Below are 15,580 nucleotides of genomic sequence, written 5' to 3'. Positions count from 1 at the left end.
GCTTCTTTTCGCTCTATTTTCGGCCGTATTCTACGGCTTTCTGTGACAAAAATCACCAATTTAATATCCAGATAATTCTTAAGAAAAAGCGCACTTTTTGACCAAATCCGCCACATCTCATCCGAGGATCGGCGGATTTCACCGCGATGCGCGCTTTTCTCAGACAGATTTTCGCCATTTCATTTACACTGCTCGCATCCCCGTTTCGACCGTTTTCTCAAGGCTGAGGAACGGCGCAAAAAAGGCCCGTTAAGGATGTCGTTATCTACTTCCGGCAGAGCGCCCTCCGCGCTGCTGCCCATCTGTCTGTTAATCATCGCCATGGTGTCTATCCAAAGCGGTGCCTCGTTGGCCAAAAGCCTGTTCCCGATCGTGGGCGCGGAAGGCATTACGACGCTGCGTCTTTTCATCGGCACCCTGATTCTGTTCATTATCTTCCGCCCGTGGCGTATGCGCATCGTCGCCGGCAGCCGCTTGCCGCTGCTGATTTACGGCCTGTCGCTCGGCGCGATGAACTACCTGTTCTACCTGTCGCTGCGCACCGTGCCGCTCGGCATCGCCGTGGCGCTGGAGTTTACCGGCCCGTTGGCGGTGGCCATGTTCTCGTCGCGGCGGCCGATCGACTTTCTCTGGGTGGCGCTGGCGATCGCCGGGTTGTGGTTCCTGTTGCCGCTCGGCCATGGCGTAGGCGGGATCGATCCGTTCGGCGCCGCCTGTGCGCTCGGCGCTGGCGCCTGCTGGGCGGTCTATATCATTTTCGGCCAAAAAGCCGGCGGCGATCACGGCCCCGGCACGGTGGCGCTCGGTTCGTTGATCGCTGCGCTGGTGTTCTGCCCGATCGGCGCCTGGCAAACCGGCAGCGTGCTGTTCAACCTCGATATTCTGCCGGTCGCGCTGGCGGTGGCGATCCTCTCCACCGCGCTGCCTTATTCGCTGGAGATCATCGCGCTGCCCAAAATTCCGGCGCGCACTTTCGGCACCTTAATGAGCCTGGAGCCGGCGATGGCGGCGCTGTCCGGCATGCTGTTCCTCGGCGAACACCTGAGCGGCGTGCAATGGTTGGCGCTGGCGGCGATTATCGCCGCCTCCATGGGTTCCGCCCTGACCATTCGCCCCAAACCGCGCCTCGAAAGCCTTTCCTGATCGCCTGACTCGCCTGCCGTCCGCAACGCCGGAATGCAGGCGGGTTAACTGTTTTCCTCGTGACAAATCGGCATACTTCCCCTTAGCCTGTATCGCAGGTTCTTTGGACTTTCGCTCACATGGAGAATAACAGTGATTCACAACAGCCTTTTCAACCCACGCTTCGGCCGCGGACTCGCGCCGGCGCTGGTTTCAACCCTGACCGAGTTGCGCCGATGCGACCTGCCCGAACTGGCGCTGGGCCATCACCCGATCGACGGCGACAACATCTTTATGGACGTGATGACGCTGACCACCGTGCCTACGGCGGAAAAGCGCGCCGAAATGCATCAGGAGTACATCGCGCTGCATCTGCTGATCAGCGGCGAAGAACGCATCGAATACGGCCTGGCGGGCGACTGGCATCGCGAACATCCGCATGCAGAAAATAGCGATCTGCTGCTGCTGGACATCAAACGCCACCCGCAAACGCTGCACATGACGCACGGCATGTTCGCGATCTTTTTCCAGATGGAACCGCATAAGACCGGCTGCCTGTGGCAGCGGCCGCAGCACATCAAGAAAGCGGTGGTGAGGATCCATCACCGCCTGCTGCTGTGAGCCTGCGGCAGCGTCCGTAGAAAATCGGCGGCCTGGCGGGGAGAGCGCAAGCGCTTGAAACGGCCCCCTATATCGGTACGGGCCATCTCCGCCAGGTATTTTCGCCGGTTCTTCGAGTAAGTGCGGATCGTCCACAGCACGATCGACTCGCGGCTAAAGAAGGAACGGCGGAAACTTTCCCGATTGCCGGTGCCCGGCCACAGCTCGCTTTTGCTGGCCGCGCGTCGGCACGCGCGGCGCACGGCCTGCCACAGCGTGCGGCAGAAACCGTAGTCCAGCCACAGGATATAATCGACCTCGCGCCACTTGATCGGTTGCGTGCGGCTGTAGTTGCCGTCCAGCACCCAACCTCCTTCCGCTTCGGCCAGCGTCTGCTCAAGCCGCGCCAGAAACGCGCCATCGGGCGTCCCCTGCCACTCGGGCCGCCAATAGAGTCTGTCCATCTCGATATAGGGAACGTCAAGACGTTCCGCCAGTTGACGCGCCAGGGTGCTTTTACCGCTGCCGCTGGTGCCGACGACGTTAATTTTCATCACTCGCCAATAAAGACTGGGATAATTTCCATACTTTAGCCGTATCAATTACGTCTATCAATCTGAATAGGCTTGGCATTAACACCACGATAACAAAGTGGATATTTAACCAAACCTGCGCGCCCGCAGAAAATAAGATAACGGGGATAAATTGTCACTGACAAAAATAATAATAAAAAACAAAATAACAATAAAATTCATAAAATTACACAATAGACAGAAAACAAATAAAAATATTGCCATTAGGCCCCCCCTATTTGTGCAATAGCCATTTTCGTGCGGCAAAAATAAACATCCCTGCTATAATTAATCCCGTAACGAAATAGGACAACGACTAATCAAGAGGATATCTGATATGAGTACCGCTAAACTGGTGAAAACGAAATCTTCTGATCTGCTGTATACCCGTAACGATCTGGACGAAAAAGTTAAACTGGCCGCCATCAAGGCGCTGAACCATCAGGTCGTGCAATTCATCGATCTTTCGTTGATCACCAAACAGGCGCACTGGAACATGCGCGGCGCAAACTTCATCGCGGTCCATGAAATGCTGGACGGCTTCCGCACCGCCATCATCGAGCATCAGGACACCTTCGCCGAGCGCGTGGTGCAACTGGGTGGCGTGGCGCTGGGCACCGTACAGGTGGTCAACGATCGCACGCCGCTGAAAAGCTACCCGACCAATATCCACAGCGTGCAAGAGCACCTGAAAGCGCTGGCCGATCGCTACGGCGCGGTCGCGAATGACATCCGCAAAGCCATTACCGAAGTGGAAGACGAAGACACCGCCGATATGTTCACCGCCGCCTCGCGCGATCTGGACAAATTCCTGTGGTTCATCGAATCCAATATCGAATAACGCGAAAACGTTGCAGATCGCCCGTCGTTCCGGGCAGCGCAGGCTGGGCTTTGCCCGGCCTGTTTTCTTTTGCGCGACCGTTGCATTGTACAAAAAACGGCCCATATTAAACGGTAGGGTTTCCTTGTCAGGAGGTGATGATGGCCAGCGGCTGGGCGGCGGACGGCGCCGTACAAGATCAGATTGATTCCACCATCGACGATGCGGTGCAGCGCGCGCGTGAAGCGCTCGGGCACGGCGAGAGCGAACGCTATTGCCAGGAATGCGGAGAACCGATCCCCGAGGCGCGTCGCAAGGCGCTGAAGGGCGTGCGTTTTTGCGTCGCCTGCCAGGCCGAACAAGACAAAAAACACGCGGCCACCAGCCTGTACAACCGGCGCGGCAGCAAAGACAGCCAGTTGCGCTAGCATTATCTGCTCCCCTTTTACCCCTCTCGCAGTCACCCTTGCACCGTCAATGGATCATGAAAGTTAGAGTTAGTTATCAATATTGAAGCAAAAACGTTAAAGAACGGTTGTTTCACAGCCAAAATTTGGTTAATGATAGCCCCGTGCACCAAGATAATTCTTACGCACCATTTCGGTGCCTCATTGTGGTGCATAACCATAACAATTCGCCGTCATGGCACAACATCACGCAGTAACTCTTTGTTTTTATATTAGTTGAAAACATGGCACGATTTTTTCATGGCACCAACTGCAATATAAAAAATGGGTAATCCGCAACCTGTACAGGAATTCCTCTCATGAAGTCGATTTTTAAAGTCTCCCTGGCCGCACTCTCTCTGGCCTTTGCCGTAAGTTCCCACGCAGCAGACAAACTGGTGGTCGCCACCGACACCGCTTTCGTTCCTTTTGAGTTCAAGCAAGGCGACAAATACGTCGGCTTCGACATCGACCTGTGGGCCGCGGTCGCCAAAGAGCTGAAGTTGGACTACACCCTGAAACCGATGGACTTCGGCGGCATCATTCCGGCGCTGCAGACCAAAAACGTCGATCTGGCGCTGGCCGGCATCACCATCACCGATGAGCGCAAGAAAGCCATCGATTTCTCCGACGGCTACTACAAGAGCGGCCTGCTGGTGATGGTCAACGCCGACAACAACAGCGTGAAAAGCATCGACGATCTGAACGGCAAAGTGGTGGCGGTGAAGAGCGGCACCGGCTCGGTGGATTATGCCAAGCAGCACATCAAAACCAAGGATCTGCGTCAGTTCCCTAACATCGACAACGCCTACATGGAACTGGGCACCAAGCGCGCCGACGCGGTGCTGCACGACACGCCAAACATCCTATACTTCATTAAGACGGCCGGCGCCGGCAAGTTCAAAACCGTCGGCGATTCGCTGGAAGCGCAGCAGTATGGCATCGCCTTCCCTAAAGGCAGCGACGAGCTGCGCGAGAAGGTGAACGGCGCGCTGAAAACGCTGCGCGAGAACGGCACCTATAACGAGATTTACAAGAAGTGGTTCGGCACCGAACCTAAGTAAGCTGTGAATTTGGCAAGCGATTAACTTAAGCACAGGGGGCGCTTAACCCCCTGCGCTTTGTTGTATCTGATGCCCACGTTTGGGATCACCGGGAGAAATATCATGCAGTTCGACTGGAGCGCCATCTGGCCCGCCATTCCTATCTTGTTAGAGGGCGCCAAAATGACCCTGTGGATTTCGGTCCTCGGTCTGATTGGCGGCCTGATCATCGGCCTCGTCGCCGGCTTTGCCCGCACCTACGGCGGTTGGATCGCCAACCACATCGCGTTGGTGTTTATCGAAGTGATCCGCGGCACGCCGATCGTAGTGCAGGTGATGTTCATCTACTTCGCCTTGCCGATGGCGTTCACCGATTTGCGCATCGATCCTTTCACCGCGGCGGTGGTGACCATCATGATCAACTCCGGCGCCTACATCGCGGAAATCACCCGCGGCGCGGTGCTGTCTATCCATAACGGTTTCCGCGAGGCCGGCCTGGCGCTCGGCCTGTCGCGCCGCGAAACCATCCGCTACGTCATTATGCCGCTGGCGCTGCGCCGCATGCTGCCGCCGCTGGGCAACCAGTGGATCATCAGCATCAAAGACACCTCGCTGTTCATCGTAATCGGCGTGGCGGAGCTGACCCGTCAGGGTCAGGAAATTATTGCCGGTAACTTCCGCGCGCTGGAAATCTGGAGCGCCGTGGCGGTTATCTATCTGATTATTACCCTGGTGCTGAGCTTCGTGCTGCGTCGTCTGGAAAGAAGGATGAAAATCCTGTGATTGAATTTAAAAACGTCTCCAAGCATTTTGGCCAAACCCAGGTGCTGCACAACATCGATTTGAAGATCGACAAAGGCGAAGTGGTGGTGATCATCGGGCCGTCCGGCTCCGGCAAATCCACCCTGCTGCGCTGCATCAACAAGCTGGAAGAAGTCACCAGCGGCGATCTGATCGTCGACGGCCTGAAAGCCAACGATCCGAAAGTGGACGATCGGCTGATCCGCCAGGAAGCCGGCATGGTGTTCCAGCAGTTCTATCTGTTCCCGCACCTGACGGCGCTGGAAAACGTCGCCTTCGGCCCGATCCGCGTGCGCGGCGCGAAGAAGTCCGATGCGGAAAAGCTGGCGCGCGAACTGCTGGCCAAGGTCGGCCTGGCGGAGCGCGCCCACCATTACCCGTCCGAACTGTCGGGCGGCCAGCAGCAGCGCGTGGCGATCGCGCGCGCGCTGGCGGTAAAGCCGAAAATGATGCTGTTCGACGAGCCGACCTCCGCGCTCGATCCGGAGCTGCGCCATGAAGTGCTGAAGGTGATGCAGGATCTGGCCGAGGAAGGCATGACGATGGTCATCGTTACCCATGAAGTCGGCTTTGCCGAAAAAGTGGCGTCGCGCCTGATCTTTATCGACAAGGGCCGGATTGCCGAAGACGGCAACCCGCACGATCTGATCAATCATCCGCCAAGCCCGCGTCTGCAGGAGTTCCTGCAGCACGTGTCCTGATCCTGGCGGTTTAACGGCGGGCGCACCACGCGCCCGCCGCTTTCATTCCGCACGCTCTCCCACGCCCCGTCGCGCCACCTTTCCTACTATATTCATTGTTTTTCATCGTATTGCTTTTACATCCGCCGATCACAGAACGCCAAAGAGAGGAACCATGCCGCCAAACGCAGACTCCCGACGAGGTTCTCATCTGCGAGAACACCTGCTTTTCCTGCTGCTGTTGCTGACCCTGAACGTCTTCGCACCACCGGCGCTGGCGCAAAATGCGCCGCCCGCGCCCGCCGACAAGAGCGAGCAGCAGAAAGCCGCCTACGCCGCGCTGGCCGAGCTGCTGCAAGACGACAAAGCGCGCGCGGAACTCATCAACCACCTGAAACAGACCGCCGGCGACGCCCCCGCCGCCGCGCCGGCAACGCCGGAGGAATCGACGCCCGCTACGCTGAGCGACAGCCTGAACTCGCTGGCGCAGGAAGGCATCGGCACCTTTAACCAAAAGCTCGGCGCGCTGCAAAAGCTGATCGACTCCGGCCCGAAGCGCGTTTTCAATCCCGCCGGCTTTTTCCGCGCGCTGGGCTACTTTCTGCTGACGGTGGCGGTCACCTTTGCGCTGTTCCACCTGATCCGGCGGCTGATCGCGCCGCTGTACAAACGCATGGGCAGTTGGGGACACAATGCGCGGCTACAGCGCGGCCCGTGGTATAAACGCCCCGCCGCCATTCTCGGCGCTTTCGCCATCGATCTGCTGGTGCTGCTGCTGGCGCTGGCGGCGGGCAATCTGTTCGCCCGCCACGTCCACGCCGACAGCGCCACCATTCTGCGGCTGCAGACCCTGTTTCTCAGCGCCTTCGCGGTGATTGAATTTTTCAAGGCGGTGCTGCGGCTGATTTTCGCCCCCCGCTTCGAATATCTGCGCCCCTTCCCCTTCAGCGACCGGAGCGCGCACTACTGGAACACCCGCCTCGCCTGGCTCAGCGGCCTGATCGGCTACGGCCTGATGGTGGTGGTGCCGGTGGTGGCGGTACAGATAAGCTACCCGGCCGCCGCCACCGTCAACCTGGTGGTGATGCTGGCGCTGACGCTGTACGCCATTTGGCTGATCCTGCACAACCGCAAGCCGATACAGCAACAGATCAATCTGCTGGCCGAACGATCGATGGCGTTTTTCAGCGTGATCCTGCGCGGGCTGGGGCATATCTGGCATCTGTTGGCGATCGCCTATTTTCTGGTGTTGTTCGTGCTGTCCCAGTTCGACATCGGCAACAGCCTGCGCTTTATGATGAGCGCCACGGTGAAAAGCCTGTTGGTGGTCGGCGTCGGCGCGCTGCTGTCCGGCATGCTGACCCGCTGGATTTTCCGCCGCATTTCACTGCCGACCGACGTCAATCTGCGCTACCCGATGCTCGAGCGGCGCATCAACTCCTACATCCCCAACGGGCTGAAGATACTGCGGGTGATGGTGGTGCTGGCGGTGACGCTGTTCCTGCTCGATGCCTGGCACCTGATCAACCTGTACCAGTGGGCGGGCAGCGAAAATGGCCAGCGGACGCTCGGCGGGCTGGTGCATATCCTGCTGATCCTGTTGATTGCCGTGTTCAGCTGGACGCTGATGGCCAGCATCATCGAGCACCGTCTGGCGCTGGAGCTGAGCAACGGCGTGCGGCCGAGCGCGCGCGAACGCACGCTGCTGACGCTGTTTCGCAACGTGCTGGCTATCGTTATCAGCACCATTACCGTGATGATCGTGCTGTCACAGGTGGGATTGAACATCGCGCCGCTGCTGGCGGGCGCCGGCGCGCTGGGGCTGGCCATCAGCTTCGGCGCCCAGACGCTGGTGAAAGACGTGATTACCGGCGTGTTCATCCAGTTCGAAAACGGCATGAACACCGGCGAGTACGTGACCGTCAGCGGTATCACCGGCACCGTGGAGCGCATGACCATCCGCTCGATCGGCCTGCGCGACGACTACGGCGTCTACCACATCGTGCCGTACTCCTCGATCACCACGCTGGCCAACTATGCGCGTGAGTTCGGGGTATACCGCGCCAACTACACCGTCAGCCGCGACGAGGACATCGATCGGGTCAATGAGGTGCTGCATCAGGCCGTCGCGGCGCTGAAGCAAGATGAACAGGTGAAGCATTTCCTGATTGGCGAACCGGTCTTCAACGGCGTGGTGGCGCTGGGAGACCGCTCGTTCACCACCCGCGTGACGGTGCGCACACAGGCGCTGAAACAGTGGGTGGTGCAATACGCCCTCGATCGGCTGGTGAAAATCCATTTCGATCGGGCCGGCATCGGCATGCCGCAGCAGGCGATGCAGATCTCCCGCGCGCCGCAGCCGCATGAAGAGCCGCCGCCTGCCGCGAGCTGAGGCTAACGCCCCTGGCCGCAAGGATGGGCGGCCAGGAAGGCCGCCACGTCCCGCCGGTAGGCGTCGTATTGCACCGAGCGCGGAGCAAACAGGCCAACCACGTTGATCAGCCACGGATGGCGGGCGAACAGCGGTTTGATCATCACGTGGTCGGCTTCGGCGATACGCGTCACCGTCAGCAGCGAGGCCGGGATCGTTTGCCGATACACGCGCTCGGTTTCGTCCGCGTCCACGTTGACGTCGCGCCCGCCCAGGATCAGGTGCACCGGCGTGGCGAAATGCCGCAATCCCGCCGTCGCGTCGCTGGCCATGTTGGCGCGAATAAAGCGCCAGCGGTCGGCGCTCAATGCAGCGGCGGCGCTAAACTCACGGCGGTACTGTTCGTAACCGTCCGGCTGTTCGAGCAGCGTTTGGATGTGGCGCCAATGCGCCTCGCGCGCGGCGATCGACGCTTCATCGTCCCCTGCCGCCGCCATCGCCGCCCGGGTGTTGTAGCGCCCCTGCCGCAGCCAGTTGATCGCCGGCGAGAGTGCAAGAGTGAAAGCAATGTCAGGCCGTAAACGCGCCACCTCCGGCATCACCCATCCCGCCTGGCTGGCGCCCCACAGCCCCACGCAGCGCGCATCGAAGCGCCCGTCCCGTCTGGCCCAGTCGATGATATCAGCGGTTTCCCGCGCGCGATCCGCCATGGTCTGATGCAGCCAGTTGCCGCTGGAGCCGCCTACGCCCGGCTTGTCGAAGGATAAAACCGCATAGCCCTGCTGCGCTATCGCCTCCCAAATGCCGTAATAGCCTTCGTCGCGGCTGGCGTTGGCCGGCCCATCGCCGTGTATGAACACCACCACGCCAGGCTTAACCGGCGCATGCTCCGGCAGCACCAGCGTGCCGCTCAGCCGGTTGCCGCCGGCGGTCACCGTGACCGGTTCGGTGACAAAGCGAAAGTCGTTGACGTAAATCACCCAGCCAAGCGCCGCCAAAACCAGCGCCACGAGGCACAGCCCTATTTTGCGCACGTCGCCTCCCCGTTGCGTTTCTCCATCAATACCCAATCGGCCTGGCCGAACAGCCCCCCCAGCAAGGCGTAGTGCTCTTCGCGCCGTACCAGAAAACCGCAGCGCCGGTACAGGCGCTGCGCATCGACATTGCGCCGGCTGACGTGCAGACTCAGACGCCGGCCTGCGCCCTGTTCGGCGGCATAGTCGTTCATCCACTGCAGCAGCCACCTGCCCACCCCTTTACCGCGCTGACTCTCCGCCACCGCCAGGTAAGAGAGATACAGCTCATCGGCCGCCGGAGTATGCTGCAATACCGCCATTTGCAGATACATGCGCCAAACGTTCAGCCAGCCATAGCGGCGACACAGCCGCCAAATCGGCAAGGCGCGCGGGCGCAGCCCGCCGTCGCCCTCTGCCTCGGCCACATTGAGGGCAAAAGCCGCCACCACCTGTTCATCCTGTTTCACCACGAAGCTGCGCTCCCGGCTGCCGCTTTGCTGCCAACACCACAGCCGATAAAACAGACGCCACTGCCGGCGGGCGCTCAAACGGCGCGCGCGCTGGAACTTGTCGCAGAACGCGGCGTAGATCAACGCCGCCGTTTGCAGGCGGTCAGCGTCGCGATACGGCTCAATGTGCAGCATATCCACCTCGACTAGGGATGCCGGTAGAGCAGTTGTTCCAACAGCCGCACCGGCGTGGTCTCCTCCGGCGCAGGCGACGCAAAGATCGCCTGCCGCCAGGCCTGGCTTTCGATCACGTCCAGCACCAGCTGCGCGAGCGGTAACGGCGCTATCGCCGCCGCGATTTCACCGGTTTGCTGAGCCTCGGCGATCACCGTCGCCAGCGCCTCAATCAGCTGCCGCTGGTTGGCGCTGAACGGCTCGGCCAACGCCGGGTTGCGCGCCACCTCCGCCACGATCTCCGCCGACAGCTGAACATTGGCCGGTTCGGCGACAAAGGCATGATAGGCGGTGAAAAAAATCGACAGCGCCTGTTTCGGCCGCTTTCTGTCGGCCAATAATCCGGCGGCGAACTCGGCGAATACGCCGTTTTCCAGCAGCGCGATCTCGCCGATCAGCGCCTCCTTGCCGGAAAAATGGTTATAGAGGTTGCCGACGCTGACGCCCGCCGCCTGCGCGATATCCCGCATGCTGGTCTGGTGAAATCCCTGATGGGTAAAGCTGTGCAGCGCGGCCTCGACAATCTTTTCTCGGTTTCCCATCGTCAGTTCCCGAAACGGTGAAGGGGGCGCCTGGCGCCATAAATTGATATTAATTAATTAATGAACGAACGTTCGTTCATATCAAGTCTAGCATAGACCGGTAAAATTGAACCGCGGCTCAACGGCGCAGGAATCGCTGGGGGGAGGCAAACGCCGCCCCGTTTTCAGGGGCGGCGTCCGGCAGACTCAGTGCAGCGCATCGCCCTGCTTCACCGAGGTAAAGGCCTGCATCAGCTTCACGACGTCATGCATGCCGATATTGACCTGGTTAATCACTTCTCCGGCGTCATGGGTCAATGCCACACCGCCGCCGGCCTGTTCCACACAGGTCGCCATGCCGGCGATCGCCGCCGCCACGCCTTGCTGGATAGACTTGGTCATGCGTTCGATCTCGGTCGCCGCCTTGCGCGACTGTTCCGCCAGCGTGCGCACCTCGTTGGCCACCACCGCAAAACCGCGCCCGTGCTCACCGGCGTGGGCAGCTTCGATGGAGGCGTTAATCGCCAGCAGGTTGGTTTGGGAGGCGATTTTACGAATGGCTTCGACGATGGTGCCGATCTGCTGCGAACACTTGCCGAGCTCGGTGACCACGTCCGAGGTTTCGCGCGCCGCCGCTTCGACCTGCTGCATGCCTTTCACCGCCTGCTGCACGATGACCGCGCCCTGCGCCGCCTGCCGGTCGGTATCCAGCGACAGATGATGCGCGTTGCGCACCATCTCTTCTTCGTGCTGCTGCTGTTGCATCAACCGGGTGATGTCCTGGGCAATTTTCACCACTTTCACCACCTGGCCATCATTGTCGAGGATCGGGTTGTAACTGGCCTCCAGCCATACCCGTTCGCCGCGCCGGTTGATGCGTTCAAAACGCCCGGTGATGAACTCGCCGCGCGCCAGGCGCTGCCAGTGCCGCCGATAGTCGTCGGAAGCGGCGAACGCCGGCGGGCACAGCACCGCATGCGACTGCCCGCACGCCTCATCCAGCCGATAGCCCATCAGCGCCAGCATATTGTCGTTGGCGCTGACAATGGTGCCCTGCGGCGTGAAAGCAATCATCGCCATCGATCGATTCAGCGCCGCCAGCAGGCTGCGGTGTTCCTGCGCCTGGGTCACTCGCTCGGTCACTTCGCTGGCGATCTTGACGATTTCCACCACCTTACCCTGTTTATTCAGCACCGGCGCGTAGGTGCCCTGCAGCCATACCGTCTCGCCGTTTTTCGCGATGCGTTTTAGGGTGTCCGTGATGGGTTGCCCCTTATTCAGCGTCTCCCAATGCTTGCGGTACAACGGGCTGGCGACATAGTTCGGATCGCAGAAAATACGGTGATGCCGGCCAATCACGTCATCGCGTTGAAATCCCAGCGTGTTGAGGAAGAGATCGTTGGCGCGCAAGACCGTGCCGTCGGGCGAGAATACGATCATGGGAACGGCGTGTTCTATCGCGCCCAGCTCGGCGCCTTTGTGGGTAGTTAACTGACTGAATCGTAACAGCATAAGGTGTAGTCCTTGTGGCAGATGATGGCGCTTTTCTTATTTTGTCTGGCCACATGCCGCGCCCACACGCAGACGTGCCATCGCGGAAGGTACGGGCAGCGCCGAACCTTCTGGTTATTGCTCTTAACCGGATTAAATTTATTTATTCAGTAAAGTAATTATTCGAATTTAAATAAACCAATAACCTAAGATTTTTATTATTAAATGCGTAATGAGAATAACGTAAGTGATGAAAATTGAAAGGTAAAATGCGGATTTTTGTCGGCGCCGGCAGGATAACCGGCGCCGTTGAGCTAACACATCGCCTCTTACGCGACCAGCGGCTCCGGCTCAACCACCGTGCCGTTGAGCATGATTTCCGGCACATAGCGCAGTTCATTGAGCAAACTTTGATGGTCCTGCCCCAAGAGCAGGATGACGCTGTCCGCGGCATCCAGACGGTGGTCATCATTGTTATCGACAATGAGGTAGCTGCTGTTTTGCTCGCCGAGAACGCTGCTGACCCCGACCTTGGCGCTCAATGCTCCAGGCTGACCGAGATCGAGCAACGCGGCCAACAGCTGGCTGGCGCTGCTGCCCTGTTCGGCCGTCAGGGCGCCGATTCTCGCCTCCACGCCTTGCGCATCGCTGACGCCATAATCCGCCAGCTTCCCGCCGCCGGCCCCCTGAGCGATCCGCAGACCTGAAAGCACATCGTCGATGCTGCCCTGCGTCAGCGAAAAGTCTTTTAACGTCACGCCTGACGCCGCCGTGCTGCTCTGCAGCGTAACGTGGCTTTTCCCTGCGCCGGCGACGATCGTCGTGTCTCCCTGCACGTTAAATTGATCGCTGCCTCCTCCGCCTTTGACCAACAGCTGTTCGCCCTGTAGCCCAAGATCTTCCAGCAGCGGCGCCAATTTGGCCTGCGCGCCACCACTTAACGGCAGCAAGCCCAACATTTGAATGATCGTGCCGTCACCGCTGCCGCCATGAGAGGACGTCAGGGTGAACCCATTACCGGCAAAGGCCGAAGCGTCAACCTGGCGGACCTGAGTGTACCCCTCCGTTAGCGTCAGGTTGAAATTCGCGCCGCCGGACAACGTAATGTCTTGCACCTGATCATTTTGCCCCGTCAGCGTCAAGGCGCCATTTCCCCAGCCGCCGGTGTTAATGGCAACCAATGTCAATGGATTTTCATCGCCATGCGAGTCAAGCGCCAATGAGCCGGCATTACCGCGCCCGGAGAACAACAGGTCGAAACGATCGGTGGCATTCTCAAGGAAGGCTATCTCCAGCCGGCTGTCCGCATGATCACCGATGCCGCTGATTTCAAGGCGCGCCGCATCGGCATTGGCGTTGATCACCTTGACGTTATCCGCCCGCCCGGACAGCAACAATCCCTCACGGCCAAGCGCCTGCGCCGCCCGGCTCTGCACGACCGTCCCTCCGTCCGTTCCCTCTACGGTGGCGTTGCCGCTCAGCACCCCGTAGTCAAACACATGAGCGCTCGTCGCCAGCGCTTTCGTGCTGTAACCGTTCCAACCGATTTGCGTCAGCGTAGCTTCCGCCTGGCCGATGTAACCCGCCATATCTATCTGTTCGAAATGACTGAAATTGGCGGCATTGCTGCTCACCGTACTGATGCGCACGCCAAAAAGATCGAGCGTCGAGGTCATTTTGACGATCAGGTTGGCGGACAAAATATCGTGCCCGTCACCGCCATCGGCGCTGAATATCCACCCCACATGATTGGCGCCGCCATCGGCATTGCCTCCCCACAGCAGGCTGTCATTGCCGTTGTTCAGATAAAAGTGCCCTTGGGCGGCGGCGAGGTCGGCCTGCGAAGTGAGCTGCACCCGATCGTCGCCATGGGTGCCATGCACTGTCACATTGGCATTGTTTACCGTCATCTCCACCCCATACCGAGCCGCAGGGTTATTATGCAGCCGGATATCCGCCGCAGCGTCGCCATTGACGATCAGGTAAGAAAGCTGCGAGGCATAGCTCAGGTCAACCGTGACGTCCGCGTCAGCATCCAGGAACACCCTGAACAGCACGGCGGTTTCCGCATTGCTCAGCGTATGATGAGCATGCGTATTCACCGTACCCGACGCGTTGCCGCCACCCTCGCTGGTGGCGAGAGACGCGATCGTTTTATACGCCAGGCTGGCGCCGACATCGCGCGCGAACATCCACTGTTCATACTGAACATCACCTGTCGGCGGCGCATTGATCAGATCGGCGATCACCGCCTGCGTGACCAGGGCCTTGTCGCCGCCCAACGCCCGGTAGTGGTCCAACTGCTGTTCATTCGCCGCCCGGCCATGCACCGCCTGATAGACGTGCTGAATAAAGTCGTCCCCCTGTAAACCACCGATCTGCGCCTGAAATTCCGGCGTCGCCAGAAGGGCCGTGACCAATTCGGCATAGCTCAAGGTGCCGGAGGCCAGCGTCTTGCTCCAATTGTCCAGCGAGACGCTGTCCACCGCCCGCTCGGGCAATGCACGGAACAGCGCCGCTATCTGCTCCAGATACTCGGTCGCCGGCAGTTCGCCCGGCGAATATTCCTGGCCCGCCGCATTGAAATGCTGTTGAGCCGCCGCATCTTCCGGCGCCACCACCCCGCGCAACTGCGCGATCATATCCACCAGCAGATCGCCGCGCGTCGCGCCTTCCGCCAGCCGTTGCTGGTAAGCGGCCAGTTCAGGCGCCGTCGGCGGCCGTTCGAATCCCTGAGCGAACAGATGCAAAATGAAGTCATGATCGGAAAGATCGTTAAGCGGCAGGGTGGCAATCTTGCTCTGCGCCAACGCAGCCAGATTGCCCCCCTGATTGAGCAGCTTGCCGTCATGCGCAATTTCATCGGTCTGCCAGGGTGCTCGCAGCAGATAAAACATCGCCTGCGCGTCGCCGCTTCCGCCGGCGGCATCGGCGGCCGTGCCGGGATACAAACCTTCAGCAATGCGCTGATCGAGCGCATCACGCTGCGCCAGCATCACCGGATCGTCCCCCAGATAGTTAAAGAGGTCGATAACAACGCTGGCGACAGCGCTGTTGAAATGCCCCTGTTGCAGTAAGGCATTGATGTAATCCGGATCGGGAGCGGTATTGTAAACGGAGAAATAAACCTGGCTGAGAATGTCGTATTCGCTTTGGCCGCTCATCCAACCGGCATCGGGTTGGCTCATTAAAATGCTGGCCATATAGGCGGGCGGCTGGCTGCCGATATCAAATGCGCTGTCGTAGTAATCGATTTCCGCCGCCGTCGGCAAACGCCCGAAAATGCCGATGATTAAGGCGCCGACCTCTTGTTGCGTAGCTAAAGGAATCATAATAAATCCCGTCAGTGTAATGGACTAAGTTCGCGGCATGGCTGCGCCGCGGCCTGTCTCCTACATCGCGAAGAGAGACATT

The 15,580-nt window shown here is 59.6% G+C and carries 14 protein-coding genes; 8 read left to right on the top strand and 6 right to left on the bottom strand.

Annotation, left to right across the window (positions count from 1 at the left end):
- The first annotated feature begins 255 nt into the window (after window positions 1-255).
- Together rhtA and nanQ are read left to right on the top strand one after the other, a co-directional pair.
- Window positions 256-1,143 carry a threonine/homoserine exporter RhtA gene (gene rhtA / locus WFM45_RS03130; protein ID WP_004939202.1) on the top strand — a complete coding sequence of 296 codons (888 nt, stop codon included), beginning with the start codon at window positions 256-258 and terminating at the stop codon, window positions 1,141-1,143.
- Between the two features lie 132 nt (window positions 1,144-1,275).
- Window positions 1,276-1,743, top strand: a complete 468-nt coding sequence (gene nanQ / locus WFM45_RS03125) for an N-acetylneuraminate anomerase (protein WP_060558984.1) — start codon at window positions 1,276-1,278, stop codon at window positions 1,741-1,743.
- Here the strand turns inward: nanQ and WFM45_RS03120 are convergent.
- Window positions 1,725-2,276 carry an AAA family ATPase gene (locus WFM45_RS03120; RefSeq protein WP_048322544.1) on the bottom strand — a complete coding sequence of 184 codons (552 nt, stop codon included), beginning with the start codon at window positions 2,274-2,276 and terminating at the stop codon, window positions 1,725-1,727. The two genes, nanQ and WFM45_RS03120, sit on opposite strands and share 19 nt — an antisense overlap.
- 355 nt (window positions 2,277-2,631) lie before the next feature.
- Between WFM45_RS03120 and dps the strand changes: the two genes are divergently transcribed.
- The 6 genes from dps to ybiO all read left to right on the top strand — a co-directional run bounded on the left by dps (window position 2,632) and on the right by ybiO (window position 8,476).
- Window positions 2,632-3,135: a DNA starvation/stationary phase protection protein Dps gene (gene dps / locus WFM45_RS03115; RefSeq protein ID WP_004939215.1), complete on the top strand. Its 504-nt coding sequence runs from the start codon at window positions 2,632-2,634 to the stop codon at window positions 3,133-3,135.
- Window positions 3,136-3,275: 140 nt separating this feature from the next.
- Window positions 3,276-3,542: a DksA/TraR family C4-type zinc finger protein gene (locus WFM45_RS03110; RefSeq protein ID WP_048322540.1), complete on the top strand. Its 267-nt coding sequence runs from the start codon at window positions 3,276-3,278 to the stop codon at window positions 3,540-3,542.
- Window positions 3,543-3,880: 338 nt separating this feature from the next.
- Window positions 3,881-4,624: a glutamine ABC transporter substrate-binding protein GlnH gene (gene glnH, locus WFM45_RS03105; protein ID WP_004939223.1), complete on the top strand. Its 744-nt coding sequence runs from the start codon at window positions 3,881-3,883 to the stop codon at window positions 4,622-4,624.
- A gap of 102 nt (window positions 4,625-4,726) precedes the next feature.
- Complete coding sequence (gene glnP, locus WFM45_RS03100) at window positions 4,727-5,386, top strand: glutamine ABC transporter permease GlnP (RefSeq protein WP_004939229.1); 660 nt, start codon at window positions 4,727-4,729, stop codon at window positions 5,384-5,386.
- Entirely contained in the window at window positions 5,383-6,105 is a 723-nt protein-coding gene (gene glnQ / locus WFM45_RS03095) for a glutamine ABC transporter ATP-binding protein GlnQ (RefSeq protein WP_004939230.1), read from the top strand. Before glnP ends, glnQ begins: the two co-directional genes overlap by 4 nt.
- A gap of 154 nt (window positions 6,106-6,259) precedes the next feature.
- Window positions 6,260-8,476: a mechanosensitive channel protein gene (ybiO, locus tag WFM45_RS03090; RefSeq protein ID WP_336954527.1), complete on the top strand. Its 2,217-nt coding sequence runs from the start codon at window positions 6,260-6,262 to the stop codon at window positions 8,474-8,476.
- A gap of 2 nt (window positions 8,477-8,478) precedes the next feature.
- Here the strand turns inward: ybiO and WFM45_RS03085 are convergent, their stop codons facing one another.
- From WFM45_RS03085 to WFM45_RS03065, 5 genes are all read right to left on the bottom strand, one after another.
- On the bottom strand, window positions 8,479-9,489 hold the full coding sequence (locus WFM45_RS03085) for an alpha/beta hydrolase family protein (RefSeq protein WP_336954525.1): 1,011 nt from the start codon (window positions 9,487-9,489) through the stop codon (window positions 8,479-8,481).
- Window positions 9,477-10,115, bottom strand: coding sequence for a GNAT family N-acetyltransferase (locus tag WFM45_RS03080; RefSeq protein WP_336954523.1), 639 nt, complete (start codon window positions 10,113-10,115; stop codon window positions 9,477-9,479). The genes WFM45_RS03085 and WFM45_RS03080 overlap by 13 nt, the downstream gene beginning before the upstream one ends.
- An 11-nt stretch (window positions 10,116-10,126) precedes the next feature.
- A complete protein-coding gene (locus WFM45_RS03075; protein WP_004939249.1) occupies window positions 10,127-10,696 on the bottom strand; it encodes a TetR/AcrR family transcriptional regulator in 570 nt (189 codons plus the stop codon).
- A gap of 186 nt (window positions 10,697-10,882) precedes the next feature.
- Window positions 10,883-12,187: a methyl-accepting chemotaxis protein gene (locus tag WFM45_RS03070; protein WP_060558977.1), complete on the bottom strand. Its 1,305-nt coding sequence runs from the start codon at window positions 12,185-12,187 to the stop codon at window positions 10,883-10,885.
- Window positions 12,188-12,495: 308 nt separating this feature from the next.
- Complete coding sequence (locus tag WFM45_RS03065) at window positions 12,496-15,498, bottom strand: DUF4214 domain-containing protein (RefSeq protein WP_336954520.1); 3,003 nt, start codon at window positions 15,496-15,498, stop codon at window positions 12,496-12,498.
- Window positions 15,499-15,580: the final 82 nt, after the last annotated feature.

The organism is Serratia sp. KG1D (genome assembly GCF_037150675.1).
Lineage (GTDB): Bacteria > Pseudomonadota > Gammaproteobacteria > Enterobacterales > Enterobacteriaceae > Serratia > Serratia nematodiphila.
The sequence above is the reverse complement of the archived record's forward strand: the minus strand, read 5'-3'. Positions and strand labels throughout refer to the sequence as shown.

What these genes read in the sequence shown, in the direction of transcription:
- ybiO (WP_336954527.1), top strand. Translation starts at nt 6,260, where the DNA reads ATGCCGCCAAACGCAGACTCCCGACGAGGTTCTCATCTGCGAGAACAC.
- WFM45_RS03110 (WP_048322540.1), top strand. Translation starts at nt 3,276, where the DNA reads ATGGCCAGCGGCTGGGCGGCGGACGGCGCCGTACAAGATCAGATTGAT.
- glnP (WP_004939229.1), top strand. Translation starts at nt 4,727, where the DNA reads ATGCAGTTCGACTGGAGCGCCATCTGGCCCGCCATTCCTATCTTGTTA.
- rhtA (WP_004939202.1), top strand. Translation starts at nt 256, where the DNA reads ATGTCGTTATCTACTTCCGGCAGAGCGCCCTCCGCGCTGCTGCCCATC.
- WFM45_RS03080 (WP_336954523.1), bottom strand. Translation starts at nt 10,115, where the DNA reads ATGCTGCACATTGAGCCGTATCGCGACGCTGACCGCCTGCAAACGGCG.
- WFM45_RS03075 (WP_004939249.1), bottom strand. Translation starts at nt 10,696, where the DNA reads ATGGGAAACCGAGAAAAGATTGTCGAGGCCGCGCTGCACAGCTTTACC.
- WFM45_RS03120 (WP_048322544.1), bottom strand. Translation starts at nt 2,276, where the DNA reads ATGAAAATTAACGTCGTCGGCACCAGCGGCAGCGGTAAAAGCACCCTG.
- dps (WP_004939215.1), top strand. Translation starts at nt 2,632, where the DNA reads ATGAGTACCGCTAAACTGGTGAAAACGAAATCTTCTGATCTGCTGTAT.
- glnH (WP_004939223.1), top strand. Translation starts at nt 3,881, where the DNA reads ATGAAGTCGATTTTTAAAGTCTCCCTGGCCGCACTCTCTCTGGCCTTT.
- WFM45_RS03070 (WP_060558977.1), bottom strand. Translation starts at nt 12,187, where the DNA reads ATGCTGTTACGATTCAGTCAGTTAACTACCCACAAAGGCGCCGAGCTG.
- WFM45_RS03065 (WP_336954520.1), bottom strand. Translation starts at nt 15,498, where the DNA reads ATGATTCCTTTAGCTACGCAACAAGAGGTCGGCGCCTTAATCATCGGC.